Genomic DNA, 17,854 nt, shown 5'->3' on the forward strand with positions numbered 1-17,854 from the left:
TTTAATGATAAAGCAAAAATAATATTATATTTGTTTTTCTCTATTATTATTCCAGCTCTGGTTCGTCATTATTCCATTAATTTAAACTCCCCCCTTGAAGATCATTCTTCCCGAAGAATATTATTTCATCGCATTTGGGATGGCGTTGTCTTTATGATAAACGCAATATTGATTTAATTAATGGAGTTATCATGAAAAATAATGGAATTACGGTGGCGATTGCACTCGCATCGGCCTTAATGGCAGGACAATCATTTGCTGCGGATGGTACGGTTCATTTCCGCGGAGAGGTTATTGATTCAACGTGTGAAGTGACGCCTGATACCGCCGATCAGACGGTGAATATCGGCCGCGTTGCCAAAACGACGTTCTCCGGCATTGACTCAACGGCGTCAGTAAAAGATTTCCATATTAAACTGGAGAAATGCCCTGCAACCTATACTCAGGCAGCAGTTCGTTTTGACGGAACAGAAGATAAAGACACCATCGGCAAAGGATATTTGTCTATTGGCACGCCTGTTAACGGTGAAGCGGATACTGACGGTATTTACACCGGCGAAGGTGAAGCCGTTACGGCTACCGGCGTTGCAATCAAGCTCTTCAACCTGAACGATGATACGGCAATCCCGCTGTATAACAATTCAAATTATGTTGCTATCACCGACGGCAAAGCGGACATGGGCTTTAAAGCGAAGTTTGTGCAGACGCTGGCTACGGTTACGCCGGGTACAGCGAACGCGGATTCCCAGTTCACCATTGAATACCTGAAATAATCTTCAGCTGTTCGCCAGGAGCCTGTTTTATCCTTTTTGCAGGCTCCTCCACAGGATGTGAGGATAACTGATGTATTTACGGCGTTTGTTGACTCTGTTCATCATGCTCTCTTTTTCATTTTTAACACCCTTGTCGACGGCTGGCGTCATTATTGGCGGAACCCGCGTTGTTTATAGTAGCGATAAATCCGATGCGACAATTAGCATAAAAAATAACGAAGCGACCACGCCTTATCTCATACAGACGTGGGTCGATCCTTTTAAAGGCGATACAGCGTCGAATAAACCTCCTTTTACCGTTATTCCGCCGGTTTCAAGGCTGGAGGCCGGGCAGGAGAAAGTATTGCGCATCATGAAAGTGAAGGGCGAACTGCCTCACGATCGGGAATCGCTGTTCTGGCTCAACATCAAAAATATTCCGCCGTCCAGTTCAAACCCCAATTCGCTCGAAATTGCGATTAAGACGCGGATAAAACTTTTTTGGCGTCCGGCGACCCTGAATATCACGCCTGAACGGGCTGCGGCGAAGGTTAAATGGCGTGTTCAAAACCGGCAGCTCGTGATTGAAAATCCGAGCCCGCTACATATTAACGTTATGAATGTCACCGTCGATAAAAAAGACGTTCCCTTAAACATCATTCCCCCTTTTGACACCGTGCGTTTGCCGCTTCCGGAAGGGATTAACGGCCACGCGCTGGTCTGGCGTTTCGTTAACGATTTTGGGGCAATCAGTCAGGAAATTCACGTCACGCTGTAAACATAGGGATGTTTGATATGGGGTGTTTCCGTTTTTTCATTGCGCTGGCCTCGGGGGTATCTCTCGGCTTTTCAGGCGTGACGCTGGCAAAAGATATCTTTAACCCTGCGCTTCTTGAAATTGACCATCCGGTGGATGTTGATATCCACCAGTTTAACCGCGCCAATACGTTACCTGCGGGCTCTTATAAGGTTGATATTCATGTTAACGATGAGTTTATCGATAGCCGGGAGGTCACCTTTATTGAAGATAAGGCTGGCGATAGGCTGCATCCCTGTTTTAAGCACGTCAGGACGGTGCTTGCGGAGCTCGGGGCTAAGGTGGCGGCGATCGGTTCGCTGGATCGCCTGGACGAAAACGCCTGTGTGGACCCTACCCCGCTGATCCCTGGCGCCACATGGACGTTCGATACCGATAAGCTGCTGCTCAACGTCACGCTGCCGCAGATTTACATTGATACCACCGCTCGCGGCACCATCAATCCTGCCCGCTGGGATGAAGGTATTAATGCGTTGATGATGAACTATGACTTTTCCGGCTCCAGCACGTTGCAGTCTGATGATGACGACAATAGCGATTTCTACTATCTGAACCTGCGAAACGGGGCGAACATTGGCGCGTGGCGTTTACGCAATTACAGCACGCTAAACATCATTGACGGTCATTCGGATTACCATTCCATCAGCACCTATGTGCAGCGAAACCTCGCGACGTTACGCAGCCAGATCATGCTTGGTGATACCTGGACCGCGAGCGATGTCTTCGACAGTACCCAGGTGCGCGGCGTGCGCCTGTATACCGATGATGAAATGCTTCCTTCCAGCCTGACGGGCTTTGCGCCGGTCGTTCGGGGCGTAGCGAAAAGCAATGCGACGGTGATTATTCGGCAGAACGGCTACATCATTTACCAATCTGCCGTGCCGCAGGGACCGTTTGCGCTAAAAGATTTAAACACCACCAGCTCCGGCGGCGACCTCGACGTGACCATCAAAGAAGAAGACGGCAGTGAGCAACACTTCACGCAGCCCTACGCCTCGCTGGCCATCCTCAAGCGTGAAGATCAGACCGACGTCGATATCAGCGCGGGTGAATTGCGCGATCAAAGCGAATTCCAGCCCAACGTTTTTCAGGCGCAGATTCTGCACGGCTTTCCTGCCGGGATAACGGTATACGGTGGCGTGCAGGCCGCAGAAGCGTATCGCTCGGCAGCGGTGGGGGTCGGCAAAGATATGGGGGCAGTTGGCGCGTTTTCCGTCGATATCACCCAGGCACGTGCGCAGTTTACGGACGAGGACTCAGAGGAGTCCGGCCAGTCCTGGCGTTTTCTCTATTCGAAACGGTTTGATGAAACGGATACCACGCTGAGGCTGGTGGGGTATCGCTACTCAACACAGGGCTACTACACCCTCAATGAATGGGCGTCACGCCAGAACAGTCAGCGCGATTTCTGGGTAACGGGCAACCGACGCAGCCGGCTTGAAGGGTCCTGGACGCAGAATTTCGGCGATGGCATGGGGAACATTTATCTCACGCTGAGCCGCCAGCAGTACTGGAAAACCGACGAAGTTGAACGCCTGGTTCAGCTTGGCTACAGCAATGTCTGGCGGTCGCTTTCCTGGAACCTCTCCTGGAACTACAGCGATTCCATCACCACGGCGCAGAGCCCAGAGTATTCAGATAGCGACGATCGAGAAAGCGAACAGGTTTTTATGCTGTCGTTCTCCGTGCCGCTGTCAGCATTGCTGCCGGACAGCTATGTGAGCTACGGCCTCACGCAGAACAACAGCGGAAAAGGAATGCACCAGCTTGGCCTGAACGGTACGGCGCTTGATAACCGTAATCTCTCCTGGAACCTCCAGCAGTCCTGGGATGCGGATGACAGTGTGTACAGCAGCAGCGCGGGGGTGGGATATGACGGAACCTATGGTTCGGTTAACGGCAGCTATGACTACAACCAGGACAGCCAGCGGCTCAACTACGGCGCGCGCGGCGGGATCCTGCTGCATGGCGATGGAGTGACGTTCTCGCAGGAGATGGGTGAAACCGTGGCGCTGATTAAAGCACCCGGTGCAGCCGGTCTGGCAATGGAAAACGGTACCGGTACGGCAACCGACTGGCGAGGCTACACCGTTCAAACGCAGCTTAACGCTTACGATGAAAACCGTGTGGAAATTGAGAGCGGCTATTTTGAAAAAGCGAACGTCGAGCTGGAGAACAGCGTGCTTAACGTCATCCCCACGCGAGGTGCGGTGGTGCGGGCGGAATTTATCACCCACGTTGGCTATCGCGTGCTCTTTGAGGTCACACAGGCCAACGGCAAACCGGTTCCCTTTGGCGCAGTGGCGTCTGCCGAACTGGCGACGGGCAGCGTGTCGGGCATTACCGGCGAGAATGGCGAACTGTATCTTTCGGGCATGCCGGAAGAGGGAACGTTCACGCTGAAGTGGGGGAGTGAAAAGACAAAACCTTGCAAGGTCCATTATCAGTTCCCCAAACCAACGGGTGTTGAACTGGTTCAAACAGCGGTCGTGTGCCAATAGGGAAATGAGATGAAACGACGTATCACTTTTATAGCAGTTGCCATGCTGCTTTTTACCCCTTTTTCCCACGCTGCGACGACAGAAGGAGGGGTGTGTTTCGCCATCGGCGGCACCTATGTTTTCAATCTGAATCTTAACGGGGCAGAAATACCGGCAGATAAAAACCAGGCGGGAACCGAGGTGCGCGATCTGACGACCCTGCAATCGCCTTCCCAGTATAAACTGGGATGTAACTGCCTGACCCATTTCACCACCACGTTTCGTAGCGTCTACTTCACCGCGCGTTCGCCCTTAAGCGTTAATACCGTTAAAAACGGATATACCTACTACAGGTTGAACGATCACCTCAGTATTGCGTCCTCTGTTCATGTGCTGGGACGTGACTATCTCGCCGTTCCCTTTGAGGCGGAGCCCAACCGGGTGACGTCCGGTATCTACTGTTATACCTCCAGTGTAGAGGGCTCAGAGGCAACGCTTGATACCGGCTCTCAGGTAAAAATATCGTTTTTGATCGACAAGCCCTTTATTGGAAAAATTACCGTTCCGGGTACGACGATTGCCACGCTCTATGGCGGTATCGATGAAGCGTCCTCTCTGGCAAGTACCGAGAAGCTCGCCGAAATAAAAATTGCCGGAGACATCGTGGTACCGCAAAACTGCGAGATTGCGCCGGGTCAGTCGCTGGAAATTGATTTTGGAAAAATTCCCGCCAGCGCGTTTTCAGCCACCAAAGGCGAGGCGGTCGGTAGCCGCAAAATCCGCAAGATGATACAGGTGAAATGTACCGGCATGCTGGATGAGAACATCGTCCGATCCGCTTTCCATGCCGATCCCGTTGACGCTGACGCCACGATGATGAAAGTGAACGGCAATGATGACGTAGGGATCGTTATTTATGATAAATGGGACCGCGTCGTCAACGTCAATGGGGGGAGCATGGATATGGATATGGGAGCCAACCAGGGGGGCGCCGAAGTTAACTCGCTCACCTTCTCTGCTGCCCCGGCCAGCGCGACGGGGAGTATTCCGAAGCCCGGCGCCTTTGAAGCCTGGGCAACCGTGACCTTCGAAATTCAAAATTAATAACAACGGCTGTTTATGACAGCCGTTGTCATATTCACATCTTTGAACCAGGCTTAACGCATCTCAGTGTGACATTATCATGACAGGGATATGATTTTATTTGTATTAAAATCATTACCTTAACTCAAACACGTTGATTGTCATAAAACTGTCATATTTCGTACATTTATCTGTCACCTGTTTGTCCTATTTTGCTCATCGTAGCCACTTAAACAATGATTTACGAAATCCTTGCAGGAGACATTATGAAAGTTATGCGTACCACTGTCGCAACTGTTGTCGCCGCGACCTTATCTCTGAGCGCTTTCTCTGCTTTTGCAGCAGCAAGCCTGACTGGCGCTGGTGCAACCTTCCCTGCGCCGGTGTATGCCAAATGGGCGGATACCTACCAGAAAGAAACCGGTAACAAGGTGAACTATCAGGGTATCGGCTCCTCCGGTGGCGTAAAACAAATTACCGCGAATACCGTTGATTTCGGCGCATCCGACGCTCCGCTGTCTGATGAAAAACTGAATCAGGAAGGCCTGTTCCAGTTCCCAACCGTGATCGGCGGCGTTGTGCTGGCCGTTAACATCCCTGGCCTGAAATCAGGCGAGCTGGTGCTGGACGGCAAAACCCTGGGCGACATCTACCTGGGCAAAATCAAAAAATGGGATGACGAAGCCATCACTAAGCTGAACCCGGGCGTTAAGCTGCCTTCTCAGAACATCGCCGTGGTTCGCCGCGCTGACGGCTCTGGTACCTCCTTCGTGTTCACCAGCTACCTGGCAAAAGTGAACGAAGAGTGGAAATCGAAAGTCGGCTCCGGCTCTACCGTTAACTGGCCAACCGGTCTGGGCGGTAAAGGTAACGACGGCATCGCTGCCTTCGTACAGCGTCTGCCTGGCTCTATCGGTTACGTAGAATACGCTTACGCTAAGCAGAACAACCTGGCTTACACCAAACTGGTTTCTGCTGACGGCAAACCGGTTAGCCCAACTGAAGAGAACTTCGCTAACGCAGCGAAAGGCGCTGACTGGAGCAAATCCTTCGCACAGGATCTGACTAACCAGAAAGGCGACAACGCGTGGCCAATCACTTCTACAACGTTCATTCTGATTCACAAAGATCAGAAGAAACCAGAGCAAGGTACTGAAGTGCTGAAGTTCTTTGACTGGGCATACAAAAACGGCGGCAAACAGGCTAACGACCTGGATTACGCCAGCCTGCCAGACAGCGTGGTTGAGCAGATTCGTGCTGCATGGAAAACCAACGTGAAAGACAGCAGCGGTAAAGCATTGTATTAATTTAGCATTCTGACGAAAATGGCGGGTGGCGCTTGCGCTTACCCGCCGATTTCGTAAACGCGTTTAACAGAAGAGTGATTTATGGCTGCAACCAAGCCTGCATTTAACCCTCCGGGTAAAAAAGGTGACATGATTTTCGGCGCGCTGGTCAAACTGGCTGCGCTGATTGTGCTATTGCTGCTGGGCGGCATTATCGTGTCTCTGATTTTCTCCTCCTGGCCGAGCATTCAGAAATTCGGTTTCTCCTTCCTGTGGACCAAAGAGTGGGACGCGCCGAACGATATCTACGGTGCGCTGGTGCCGATTTACGGTACGCTGGTGACCTCGTTCATCGCCCTGCTGATTGCGGTTCCGGTAAGCTTCGGTATTGCACTGTTCCTGACGGAACTAGCGCCGGGCTGGCTGCGTCGCCCGCTGGGTATTGCCATCGAACTGCTGGCGGCCATCCCAAGTATCGTATACGGCATGTGGGGCCTGTTTATCTTTGCGCCGCTGTTTGCCACGTACTTCCAGGAGCCGGTAGGTAATGTTCTCTCCGCCGTTCCGTTTGTGGGTGCCCTGTTCTCTGGCCCGGCATTCGGTATCGGTATTCTGGCGGCAGGTGTGATCCTCGCCATCATGATTATTCCGTACATTGCGGCGGTAATGCGCGATGTCTTCGAACAAACCCCGGTGATGATGAAAGAGTCGGCCTACGGCATCGGCTGTACCACCTGGGAAGTTATCTGGCGCATTGTCCTTCCGTTCACCAAAAATGGGGTGATCGGCGGCGTAATGCTGGGCTTAGGTCGCGCGCTGGGTGAAACTATGGCGGTCACCTTTATCATCGGTAACACCTACCAGCTCGACAGCGCTTCACTCTATATGCCGGGTAACAGTATTACCTCCGCGCTGGCAAACGAATTTGCCGAAGCGGAATCCGGGCTTCACGTCGCAGCGCTGATGGAACTGGGTCTGATTCTGTTCGTTATCACCTTCATTGTTCTGGCGATTTCCAAGCTGATGATCCTGCGTCTCGCGAAAAATGAGGGGGCACGCTGATGGCAACTCTCGAAATGCAAAGCACCGCTCAGCTTGCCGAATCCCGCCGCAAAATGCAGGCGAAGCGTCGTTTTAAAAACCGCATTGCGCTGACGCTTTCCATGGCAACGATGGCATTCGGCCTGTTCTGGCTGATCTGGATCCTGATGTCCACCATCACGCGTGGTATTGATGGAATGTCTCTGGCGCTGTTCACCGAGATGACGCCGCCGCCAAATACGGCGGGTGGTGGTCTGGCGAACGCCCTGGCGGGCAGCGGCCTGCTGATCCTGTGGGCGACCGTTTTCGGTACGCCGCTGGGCATCATGGCCGGCATCTACCTGGCCGAGTACGGGCGTAAATCCTGGCTGGCAGAGGTGATTCGCTTCATTAACGACATCCTGCTTTCCGCTCCGTCGATTGTCGTGGGCCTGTTTGTTTACACCATCGTAGTCGCGCAAATGGAACACTTCTCCGGCTGGGCGGGCGTAATTGCGCTGGCGCTGCTGCAGGTGCCTATCGTCATTCGTACCACCGAAAACATGCTGAAACTGGTGCCGGATAGCCTGCGTGAAGCAGCTTACGCGCTGGGTACGCCGAAATGGAAAATGATTTCTGCGATCACCCTCAAAGCGTCGGTCTCCGGGATCATGACCGGTATTCTGCTGGCTATCGCCCGTATTGCCGGTGAAACGGCACCGCTGCTGTTTACTGCCCTCTCCAACCAGTTCTGGAGCACGGACATGATGCAGCCGATCGCCAACCTGCCGGTGACGATCTTTAAATTTGCGATGAGCCCATTCGCGGAATGGCAGCAGCTGGCCTGGGCCGGGGTGCTGATCATCACCCTTTGCGTACTGTTGCTGAACATTCTGGCGCGCGTCATTTTCGCGAAGAAGAAACACGGTTAATTTTTTACGGCGCGGCAGCTCGCGGCGTCGAATGAGGAAATGAGTCAATGAGTATGGTTGATACTGCCCCGGGTAAGATTCAGGTTCGTGATTTGAACTTCTACTACGGCAAATTCCATGCCCTGAAGAACATCAACCTGGATATCGCGAAGAACCAGGTCACGGCATTCATCGGTCCGTCTGGCTGTGGTAAGTCCACGCTGCTGCGTACCTTTAACAAAATGTATTCGCTCTATCCGGAGCAGCGCGCTGAAGGTGAAATTATCCTGGATGGCGAAAACATTCTGACCCAGGCCCAGGATATCGCCCTGCTGCGTGCCAAAGTGGGGATGGTGTTCCAGAAACCGACGCCGTTCCCGATGTCTATCTATGACAACATCGCGTTTGGCGTTCGCCTGTTTGAGAAGCTCTCCCGTGCGGACATGGACGAGCGCGTGCAGTGGGCATTGACCAAGGCCGCATTATGGAACGAAACCAAAGATAAACTTCATCAGAGCGGGTACTCTCTCTCCGGTGGTCAACAGCAGCGTCTGTGCATTGCGCGCGGTATCGCCATTCGCCCGGAAGTGTTGCTGCTGGATGAGCCGTGCTCAGCGCTGGACCCGATCTCAACCGGCCGTATTGAAGAGCTGATCACCGAGCTGAAGCAGGATTACACCGTGGTTATCGTGACCCACAACATGCAGCAGGCTGCGCGTTGCTCAGATCACACGGCGTTTATGTACCTGGGCGAGTTGATTGAGTTCAGCGATACGGACGCGCTGTTCACCCGGCCCGCGAAGAAACAAACCGAAGATTATATTACTGGCCGCTACGGTTGATTTGCCTTAGTGCATGTGGAGAAACCATGGACAACCTCAATCTTAATAAACACATTTCAGGCCAGTTCAACGCAGAGCTGGAAAGTATTCGCACGCAGGTGATGACCATGGGTGGCATGGTCGAGCAGCAGCTTTCTGATGCGATTACGGCAATGCATAACCAGGACAGCGAGCTGGCGAAGCGCGTCATCGAAGGCGACCATAACGTCAACATGATGGAAGTGGCGATCGATGAAGCCTGCGTGCGTATTATCGCCAAGCGTCAGCCGACCGCGAGCGACCTGCGTCTGGTAATGGCGATCATTAAAACCATCGCCGAGCTGGAACGTATTGGTGACGTGGCGGATAAAATCTGCCGCACCGCGCTGGAGAAGTTTTCCCAGCAGCATCAGCCGCTGCTGGTGAGCCTGGAGTCGCTGGGCCGCCACACTGTGCAGATGCTGCACGACGTTCTGGATGCCTTTGCGCGTATGGATCTGGACGAAGCGGTGCGTATCTACCGTGAAGACAAGAAAGTCGACCAGGAGTATGAAGGCATTGTGCGTCAGCTGATGACCTACATGATGGAAGATTCCCGTACCATCCCAAGCGTGCTGACGGCCCTGTTCTGCGCGCGCTCAATCGAGCGTATCGGCGACCGCTGCCAGAACATTTGCGAATATATTTTCTACTTCGTGAAGGGACAGGACTTCCGTCACGTGGGCGGCGACGAGCTGGACAAGCTGCTGGCGGGTAAAGATCCGAAAGAGTGATGTTTGTGGCGGGTGGCGCTGGCGCTTACCCGCCCTACGTTAGCTTAACGCGTAATATCCCACCCGCGTGCCTTCCACAACTCTGGCAATTGCGCCAGATCGGTAAAGGTCGTCACTTTTGGATGATCGATCGGCTTGTTGTGCGGATCGGCACAGAAGTAAAACACCTCCATCCCCGCATCAATCCCCGACTGGGCGCCCGCAGGCGAGTCGTCCACCAGAATGCAGTTCTCAACGTTGACGTTCATCGCTTTCGCCGCGTGGAACATCAGGGCCGGATCGGGCTTCCAGCGCTGGATATCGTAGCCGCTGAACAGTTTTTCCGGAAAGTGGTGCAGCATTTCAAGCTTGCCCAGTGAATGCTGCATTTTGCTGACCGGACCGTTGGAAACTACGCAGATTGGCACCGTCATCGCATCCAGCAGCGCGTTAGCCCCGGCAATAACGTCCAGTTCTGAGTCAAAGAGGCGTGCGACCTCGGCACGATACACCGGTTCCAGCTCCGCTTTCGCCAGATCCACCCCGTGCTCTTCGTTAATGATGTCGATGATCTCGTACAGCTTCACGCCCTTAAAGCGTTTGAACACCTCTTCGAGATCGAGCGTAATGCCAAATTCCTGGAACATGGCGACATACGCGCGGGAACAAATGACCTCACTGTCGACCAGCGTACCGTCACAGTCGAAAAATACCGCTTCAATTCCGGACATGCCCTTCCCTTTTAACAAGTTTAACGTTTACGTACGACAGATTTACGAGACGCAATCGTTGCCGTATAAGCATAATCAATGAAAAAAGTATCCCGTAACCGCCACTATTGTCGCATTTTGGTATAGGATAGCGACGAATTTTCCCTCCTTGTTCGGAAATTGATGATGAGTCAACAACACACAACCCAGACATCTGGTCAGGGTCTGCTTGAGCGCGTATTCAAACTGCGCGAGCACGGCACAACGGCACGCACCGAAGTGATCGCCGGTTTCACCACCTTCCTGACGATGGTCTATATCGTTTTTGTGAACCCGCAAATTCTGGGCGTCGCTGGCATGGACACCAGCGCCGTCTTTGTAACCACCTGCCTGATTGCGGCGCTTGGCAGCATCCTGATGGGCGTTTTCGCTAACCTGCCTGTGGCGCTGGCACCTGCTATGGGCCTGAATGCGTTCTTCGCGTTCGTGGTGGTTCAGGCGATGGGCCTGCCGTGGCAGGTTGGTATGGGCGCTATCTTCTGGGGTGCGGTCGGCCTGCTGCTGCTGACCATCTTCCGCGTCCGCTACTGGATGATTGCCAATATCCCGGTGAGCCTGCGCGTGGGTATCACCAGCGGTATCGGTCTGTTCATCGGCATGATGGGGCTGAAAAACGCCGGTGTGATCGTGGCGAACCCGGAAACGCTGGTGAGCATCGGTAACCTGACCTCGCACAGCGTGCTGCTGGGCGTGCTGGGCTTCTTCATCATCGCGATCCTGGCGTCGCGCAACATCCACGCTGCGGTGCTGGTCTCTATCATCGTGACCACGCTGCTGGGCTGGATGCTGGGTGACGTGCATTACAGCGGTATTGTCTCTGCGCCGCCGAGCGTCTCTACCGTGATTGGTCACGTTGACCTGGCGGGTTCCCTGAACCTGGGCCTGGCGGGCGTGATCTTCTCCTTCATGCTGGTCAACCTGTTTGACTCCTCCGGTACGCTGATTGGCGTGACGGACAAAGCGGGTCTGGCTGACGAGAAAGGCAAATTCCCGCGCATGAAGCAGGCGCTGTATGTGGACAGCATCTCTTCCGTGGCGGGTTCTTTCATTGGCACCTCATCTGTTACCGCTTACATTGAATCCTCTTCCGGCGTGTCCGTGGGTGGCCGTACCGGCCTGACGGCGGTGGTGGTGGGTATCCTGTTCCTGCTGGTGATCTTCCTCTCTCCGCTGGCGGGTATGGTTCCACCGTATGCGGCTGCCGGCGCGCTGATTTACGTGGGCGTGCTGATGACGTCGAGCCTGGCGCGCGTGAAGTGGGAAGATTTAACCGAAGCGGTGCCGGCCTTTATTACCGCCGTGATGATGCCGTTCAGCTTCTCGATCACCGAAGGTATCGCGCTGGGCTTTATCTCTTACTGCGTGATGAAGATCGGTACCGGCCGCTTCCGCGAACTCAGCCCGTGCGTGATTATCGTTGCGCTGCTGTTTGTGTTGAAGATTGTGTTTATTGACGCGAAATAAACAGGTTTGTTCCCTCTCCACGTGGGAGAGGGCCAGGGTGAGGGCATCAGGCCGCTCCGGCTTACGCCTTCACCCGCTTAATATAATCCCCAAACGCGGTCAGCTGGCCAGAGAGATGGTCACGCGTGCTCTGATCCACCACTTCACCCGTCTGCGGGTCGACCTTGTTTTGAATCACACCGCCCATAAATTCCGGCTTGTTCATCACCATCGCATCCAGGAACACCAGGATCTGACGCAGGTGATACTGGCAGCGGGCGCCACCAATCGCGCCCATTGAGCTGGTCTGGATCAGCACCGGTTTGCCAGACAGCGGCTGCTCCGGTAAACGGGATAACCAGTCAATCGCGTTCTTCAGGCCACCCGGAACCGAGTAGTTATACTCCGGCGTGACAATGACCACACCGTCGGCCTGGCGGATCTGCTCGGCTATCGCCTCCACGCTCTGCGGGAACCCCTCTTCCTGCTGGACATCTGCATCATACAGCGGGATATCGCCAATAGATGGCAGGGCGCTAATTTCCATACCTGCCGGGGCCAGCTGCGGCAGCGTGCGGGCAACCATTCCGTTAAATGAACCTTTGCGCAGGCTTCCCAGTAACGTAACTACTTTCAACGTATCAGACATGATTACTCCTGTTTCATCATGATGACCCTGATTGGATCAGCTATGGGTAAATGCTTTTTCTGCCGGTAAACTGGTTAAACGCATCAGGCGTGCGGCGGGCTCGTTGGCGCGCTCGGGCACATCCGGAAGGCTACTCCATCCCTCTTTACTGTCAAATTCCCAAATCTTTAGCCGTTCGATGGCTGGGCTAACTGCAACAGACCATATCAACACATCTTCTGCATCGCTGAGCGCCTCTACAAGCGTAGCTTTAGCGGCACGCAGGCGTCCGGAGCCGGGCAACAATTGCAACAGACTGGCGTCGTCTGAAGCGCATCCGCAGAGCTTGCGAATACTCTGGCGCAGGGTGATGAGCTGGGCTCTGGCCTCGACGGAGTCGTTCTGGTTGCGTACCCACAGCTTCTCATTACTGGAGAGCGGGTAGTCATCGTGCGGGCTTGCGCCGTGGAAGCTCCGCGTTGCACGCTGAAGCTCCATATCCAGCCCGCAATCCCCTTCGGTGGTCAGCGCCACGCCAATGATATTGCCCGTATAGGCAATGGAAAAACGGGGGAGTTCCGGGTCAGCAAAGACCGGGCGACCTTCTGGTTGCGTGACGATCTCCGGCAGTTCGCTGGTGCCGTACAGCATAAACAGCAGTTCTGCGAGAAGTGCTCTCGAGGCTAAAAACCGCGTCCTGCGGTGTTCGGGGAGTTTGAGCGCCTCACTGTGACAGGCTGAAGAGAGTCTGGCCGATACGAGACGTCCTTCTGTAAGTATCCCTCTTGCAAAGTGCGTTGCCATTTTTCGCTCCTTGATAATGGTCGTAATCGGTTAAACGGTTACATGATTATCGCTTAACTTGGCTCCTGTTTTAATCAGTAAATCGGAGTAAGAGAAGCCTGAAGGCCGAACTTTACATTTTCTTAGGCAAAAATTGGATCGCTGCCACCGTACAACGCCTTGATGGTCTCCCGCAGCCAGAGGATTTTCGGATTATGGCTGTTCCGTTTATGCCAGATCAGCGTGAAGGGAACGGTCAGCTTTTCAGCCTGCGCTTCGTCAATGGGAATAGGAAGCGCGATCAGCTTCCGCTGGTGGAGTTCATTGTAGTGGCGACAGTAGTGGGGAGCCGTTGCGATATAGTTATGGCCGGGCTGCGCCGCCATAAACATCGACTGCTCAAAGCCCGGCAAACACATGGCAATGTTTCTCTCCCGCCCCATCTCTTTTAGCACCTCATCCAGCGCCCAGGTGTCGCTCCGTTCCCAGAAGATACTGATATGGGGATAGCGCAGGAAGGTCTCCAGATTCCACTCCTCCTGCAGAGCGGGGTGGTCCTCACGCAAATAGACGTATGGACGGTCGCTAAACAGGATTTCGTAGTCGATAAACCACGGCATCAGCTTCAGCAGTTCACGCGAGCGCGGGTGGGTTTCGCGACCGGTGAAGCCAACGTCCACTTCCCCGCGCGTAATGGCGTCCAGCGAGTCGTAATCCCAGTGACGCATCTTCACCGTCGCCTGCGGATAACGCTGGTTCACCTGCTCAAGCAGGGCGTTAAAGCGGATGAGCATCAGCGGCGTTTCGGCGGCCAGCACGAACGTCAGCCCGCCAGGCGAATCATGGTGAGATTTATCGAGGATCTGGTTGCCGATCTGCATCCAGTCGGCCAAATCCTGCTCCAGGCTGACCGTCAGCGGCGTAGGCAGCAGCCCTAACGGCGTTTTGACAAACAGCGGGTCGTCAAACCAGTCGCGCAGCCTGGCCAGCGATTTACTCACCGCCGACGGCGTCACGTTCATCCGCTTTGCGGCTTTGGTGACGCTGCGCTCCTGCAGCAAAAGCTGCAGGCAAAGCAACAGGTTAAGATCGAGACTGCTGATGGGCTTCTTCATACTGTGCCGCGGGCTGGGTGACCATAAGTAAGGTGATGCAGACTATGCTACAGCCAATCAGAATCCCGATCAGCATATTGAGCGCGTTAAGTCCGATGACTGCCGCCAGCCATATCCACAGAGACGAACCGCAGACCTGCGCGATCCCCAGGACCGAGCTTGCCACGCCTGCCCGCAGCGAGAACGGGCCGAGCGCCTGACTCATCGCCACGCCAAAGCCAACCGAGAACCCGGCACAGATGAGCGTAATGCCCACCAGCATCAGCGCATGCGAGCTGGTGGTTGCCAGAACCACACCTGCGGCGAGAAACAGTACCTGCGAGGTCAGCATCAGCGTGCGCTGGCGGAAGAGATTCAGCGCGAAGGGGGTAGAAAATGAGACGGCCATACTGACCATAGCGGTTAATGCCATCACCGTTGAATACTCACCGCGATCGAAACCCATGGTCTCCATCAGCAACACCGGGGAAACGTTTACATACGTCAGGATCACCGCCACGCTTAACGTGGTTACGGCCAGACGGCTGAGGAAAAAGCGATTGAGAAGTTTCTCTGCCGGATGAATGGTCGCGGTATGGCTGGGATTCTGCGAGCCCGGGTGGGTCTCTTTCAGTACGGCGATCGACAGCACAAAGACCAGGGCGCCCATTGCAGCCATGGTCCAGAACAGGCTCTGCCACGGGAATTTCAGCATGATCAGATAGCCTACAACCGGTGCCAGCACCGGAATGATGCAGGTTATCCCGTTCAGCATGGAGAGCACCTTAGCACGGCGCTGGGCGCTTAAGGTGTCGCGCAAAATGGCAAACGCCACCACGTAACAGCCGCCGGCACCAATGCCCTGGATGAACCGTCCTGCCAGGAACAAGGTGCTGTTCTGTGCCTGTGAGCAGAGAAGAGAGGCCAGGGCAAAGATGATGGCTCCGGTTATTGCGACGGGCTGACGGCCAGCCTTATCCGCGATCTTCCCGGCAAAGACCATCGACGACGCCATTCCTGCGAGGTAGGCCGAAAACGCGATGTGCAGCTGCGCTTCGCTGGCACCCAGATCGCGGGCGATGTGCGGTAATCCCACCAGATACATATCAATACCCGACGGATAAAGCAGAACTAATGCGAAACTACAAAACAGAAAACGCGCCATAAACCCCCCATAAATGCAGGCATGCAGAATAGGGGGTGAAAAGGGTGAAGGCGAGTTGCCATTTGGACAATGGTGATTTCCTGAGAGGAAATCACCATCAATTAGCGGACGATACAGAAGCTGGAAAATCGAGCTAACGCGTTAATCTATCGGCGATACGTTGCCTTGAAAACATGGCTATGGGCACATTCAAGGACACAAAAACCATTTTGTTCACAATGGCTGGTGGAACCACGGTTAAAACCATCACCCTATGAGGACTTAGGGGAGTTCAGCTTTTATTGCAGATGTTCCCGTAATGGCAATAGCTTTTGCCAATGAATAGAGCCTCCTGAATAACTGAGCGGACGATTTTATGTAGCGCGCATAGCCCTCTGTTATGAGGTGATAAGCATAGTTTTTGCGTACTGACTTGCGCTATAGTCCCCACGTTGCGGCAAAACCGCAACCGGAATTGGCGTTCCGAATTATCACGAAGCGGAGCGCTGCGTATGTGTCCTGTCCCTGAATTTCCCATTGCACCAGCCTCCGCCGGAGGTATCTATGAAAATCACCGTAGAACAACCCTCAGCCAGAGAACTGGTCGATCGCTCGCGAGTCCTGGTGCATGTGATGCTCGAGCATCCTGACGATATCGGCCCGAATTATGCGTTGCTTCTCATCCTTGCCGACCAGCTACAACTGTTAAGGGATGCTTTTGAAGAGGATGAGATCAGACGGCTTAGGGATGAGAAATTACCTCAATAATTTTTACAGCGACCACAGCATCAGGGACAGATGTTGTGGTGTTTTTTGGTACAATTCGGAATCCAGCGATACATTCGTTATCTGAATCCTTCAAGTTCCTCCATTTATTGTCTACTAAGTAAAAAGAAAGTGGGGGATGCGTTGTGCAATCTAGGGCTACTATAATATATTGATTTTATTAGGCTATATTATAAATCTGGTTCTCAAATTTGCTCTGGCTAGTAAGTGTTGTATGTTTTAATTGAAAACTAATAAATAGTATTTTACTATCAATTGGTTAATAACTGTTGATATAAAGGATTATGATGAAACAAGAGCATGTACTAATACAGTTTTCTACGAAAAGGCCTTTTTCTAATAAACCTGAAATGCCAGAAGGTGCAGTTTATAATAAAGCAAAGGGTTATTGGATTAGAAATGGAGAACCTTTAGTGTCATATAATTCAGAATATGGAACTAGGGCTACTAAGAAGTGTGATGTTGAAACTGGAGAGGATCAAAAAGGAGAATGAAAAATTATGTATTGATTCTATCAAGTATGTATGATTTTTCCACGGATTTGGTTGTTCAGCGACTGGAAAATAATGGCGATGATTTTATTAGACTAAACAAAGAGCAATTAAGTGATTATGAGATTTTTTTAGATCCCATAAATACAATCCTAAGGGTGAAAGGTGAATATGTTGATGTAGAAACATCTAATGTAAAATCAGTTTGGTTTCGACAACCAGTTTTCCTAAGAAATACTCCAGGGCGTAGCATTGATATAAATGAGCAGCTTTCATTATCGCAATGGAATGCTTTTCTTAGGGGATTAATGGTTTTTGATAAGGCGTATTGGATGAATTGGCCGCAAGCAACATATGCTGCTGAATCTAAGCCATATCAGCTAATGATTGCAAAAAAGATAGGGTTTTCTGTACCTCAAACGATTATTAGTAATTCTCTTGGTTTTGATAAACTCCCTTCAACGAAGTTTATTATAAAGTCGATGGATACCGTTTTACTTAAAGAAAATGATGATTGCTATTTTACATACACATCGAAAGCTAATCCTGCGGACTTTACTTTAGACAAAACCAAACAAGCACCGATAACATTTCAAGAATATATTGAGGATAAGTTAGATATTAGAGTTACTATTGTTGGCTCCAAAGTATATGCTGTTGCAATAAAATCCAATGGTAATGCTATCTCTGATGATTGGAGAACCTTAAAAAAAGAAGATCTTGAATATGTCGACATTGAACTTCCTGTTAGAATTAAAAAACTTTGCATAGAGTATGTTAAGTTACTTGGGTT

General features: G+C 52.5%; 18 protein-coding genes. 13 read left to right on the plus strand and 5 right to left on the minus strand.

Annotated features, from left to right (window positions below; translation table 11 throughout):
• Window positions 1-191: 191 nt before the first annotated feature.
• The 9 genes from IM265_RS18595 to phoU all read left to right on the plus strand — a co-directional run bounded on the left by IM265_RS18595 (window position 192) and on the right by phoU (window position 9,943).
• Window positions 192-773, plus strand: a complete 582-nt coding sequence (locus IM265_RS18595) for a chaperone-usher fimbrial major subunit (RefSeq protein ID WP_047366742.1) — start codon at window positions 192-194, stop codon at window positions 771-773.
• Window positions 774-843: 70 nt separating this feature from the next.
• Window positions 844-1,530, plus strand: coding sequence for a fimbrial chaperone (locus IM265_RS18600; protein WP_047366741.1), 687 nt, complete (start codon window positions 844-846; stop codon window positions 1,528-1,530).
• 17 nt (window positions 1,531-1,547) lie between these two features.
• Window positions 1,548-4,070: a fimbria/pilus outer membrane usher protein gene (locus tag IM265_RS18605; RefSeq protein ID WP_193032152.1), complete on the plus strand. Its 2,523-nt coding sequence runs from the start codon at window positions 1,548-1,550 to the stop codon at window positions 4,068-4,070.
• Window positions 4,071-4,079: 9 nt separating this feature from the next.
• Entirely contained in the window at window positions 4,080-5,153 is a 1,074-nt protein-coding gene (gene stgD, locus IM265_RS18610) for a fimbrial protein StgD (protein ID WP_193032154.1), read from the plus strand.
• Window positions 5,154-5,398: 245 nt separating this feature from the next.
• Window positions 5,399-6,439, plus strand: a complete 1,041-nt coding sequence (pstS, locus tag IM265_RS18615; RefSeq protein WP_028014923.1) for a phosphate ABC transporter substrate-binding protein PstS — start codon at window positions 5,399-5,401, stop codon at window positions 6,437-6,439.
• 81 nt (window positions 6,440-6,520) lie between these two features.
• Window positions 6,521-7,480: a phosphate ABC transporter permease PstC gene (gene pstC, locus IM265_RS18620; protein WP_028014924.1), complete on the plus strand. Its 960-nt coding sequence runs from the start codon at window positions 6,521-6,523 to the stop codon at window positions 7,478-7,480.
• Window positions 7,480-8,370 carry a phosphate ABC transporter permease PstA gene (pstA, locus tag IM265_RS18625; RefSeq protein WP_014881893.1) on the plus strand — a complete coding sequence of 297 codons (891 nt, stop codon included), beginning with the start codon at window positions 7,480-7,482 and terminating at the stop codon, window positions 8,368-8,370. Before pstC ends, pstA begins: the two co-directional genes overlap by 1 nt.
• A 47-nt stretch (window positions 8,371-8,417) precedes the next feature.
• Window positions 8,418-9,191 carry a phosphate ABC transporter ATP-binding protein PstB gene (gene pstB / locus IM265_RS18630; RefSeq protein WP_010426574.1) on the plus strand — a complete coding sequence of 258 codons (774 nt, stop codon included), beginning with the start codon at window positions 8,418-8,420 and terminating at the stop codon, window positions 9,189-9,191.
• Window positions 9,192-9,217: 26 nt separating this feature from the next.
• Complete coding sequence (phoU, locus tag IM265_RS18635) at window positions 9,218-9,943, plus strand: phosphate signaling complex protein PhoU (RefSeq protein ID WP_003861153.1); 726 nt, start codon at window positions 9,218-9,220, stop codon at window positions 9,941-9,943.
• A gap of 44 nt (window positions 9,944-9,987) precedes the next feature.
• On the opposite strand, the gene yieH is transcribed toward phoU, so the two are convergent.
• Complete coding sequence (gene yieH / locus IM265_RS18640; RefSeq protein ID WP_047366739.1) at window positions 9,988-10,653, minus strand: 6-phosphogluconate phosphatase; 666 nt, start codon at window positions 10,651-10,653, stop codon at window positions 9,988-9,990.
• A gap of 165 nt (window positions 10,654-10,818) precedes the next feature.
• Between yieH and adeP the strand changes: the two genes are divergently transcribed.
• Window positions 10,819-12,156: an adenine permease AdeP gene (adeP, locus tag IM265_RS18645; RefSeq protein WP_145965165.1), complete on the plus strand. Its 1,338-nt coding sequence runs from the start codon at window positions 10,819-10,821 to the stop codon at window positions 12,154-12,156.
• Between the two features lie 61 nt (window positions 12,157-12,217).
• Here the strand turns inward: adeP and IM265_RS18650 are convergent, their stop codons facing one another.
• The 4 genes from IM265_RS18650 to IM265_RS18665 form a co-directional block, all read right to left on the minus strand.
• Complete coding sequence (locus tag IM265_RS18650; RefSeq protein ID WP_003861147.1) at window positions 12,218-12,784, minus strand: NADPH-dependent FMN reductase; 567 nt, start codon at window positions 12,782-12,784, stop codon at window positions 12,218-12,220.
• A gap of 36 nt (window positions 12,785-12,820) precedes the next feature.
• Complete coding sequence (locus IM265_RS18655; protein WP_047366738.1) at window positions 12,821-13,567, minus strand: 4'-phosphopantetheinyl transferase superfamily protein; 747 nt, start codon at window positions 13,565-13,567, stop codon at window positions 12,821-12,823.
• Between the two features lie 122 nt (window positions 13,568-13,689).
• Window positions 13,690-14,661, minus strand: a complete 972-nt coding sequence (yidZ, locus tag IM265_RS18660) for an HTH-type transcriptional regulator YidZ (protein WP_028014928.1) — start codon at window positions 14,659-14,661, stop codon at window positions 13,690-13,692.
• Window positions 14,630-15,805 (minus strand): MFS transporter, encoded by a 1,176-nt coding sequence (locus tag IM265_RS18665; protein ID WP_136343995.1) that lies wholly within the window; start codon window positions 15,803-15,805, stop codon window positions 14,630-14,632. The genes yidZ and IM265_RS18665 overlap by 32 nt, the downstream gene beginning before the upstream one ends.
• 543 nt (window positions 15,806-16,348) lie before the next feature.
• Between IM265_RS18665 and IM265_RS18670 the strand changes: the two genes are divergently transcribed.
• The 3 genes from IM265_RS18670 to IM265_RS18680 form a co-directional block, all read left to right on the plus strand.
• On the plus strand, window positions 16,349-16,552 hold the full coding sequence (locus tag IM265_RS18670; protein WP_015959185.1) for a hypothetical protein: 204 nt from the start codon (window positions 16,349-16,351) through the stop codon (window positions 16,550-16,552).
• A 305-nt stretch (window positions 16,553-16,857) separates the two neighbouring features.
• On the plus strand, window positions 16,858-17,064 hold the full coding sequence (locus IM265_RS18675) for a hypothetical protein (protein ID WP_079810713.1): 207 nt from the start codon (window positions 16,858-16,860) through the stop codon (window positions 17,062-17,064).
• Window positions 17,061-17,854: RimK-like protein (locus IM265_RS18680; protein WP_193056013.1), on the plus strand; the 794-nt coding region annotated here is incomplete at its 3' end. The genes IM265_RS18675 and IM265_RS18680, both read left to right, overlap by 4 nt.

Origin of the sequence: Enterobacter cloacae complex sp. P17RS, assembly GCF_014895885.1 — a bacterium.
GTDB classification, from domain to species: Bacteria; Pseudomonadota; Gammaproteobacteria; order Enterobacterales; family Enterobacteriaceae; genus Enterobacter; species Enterobacter bugandensis.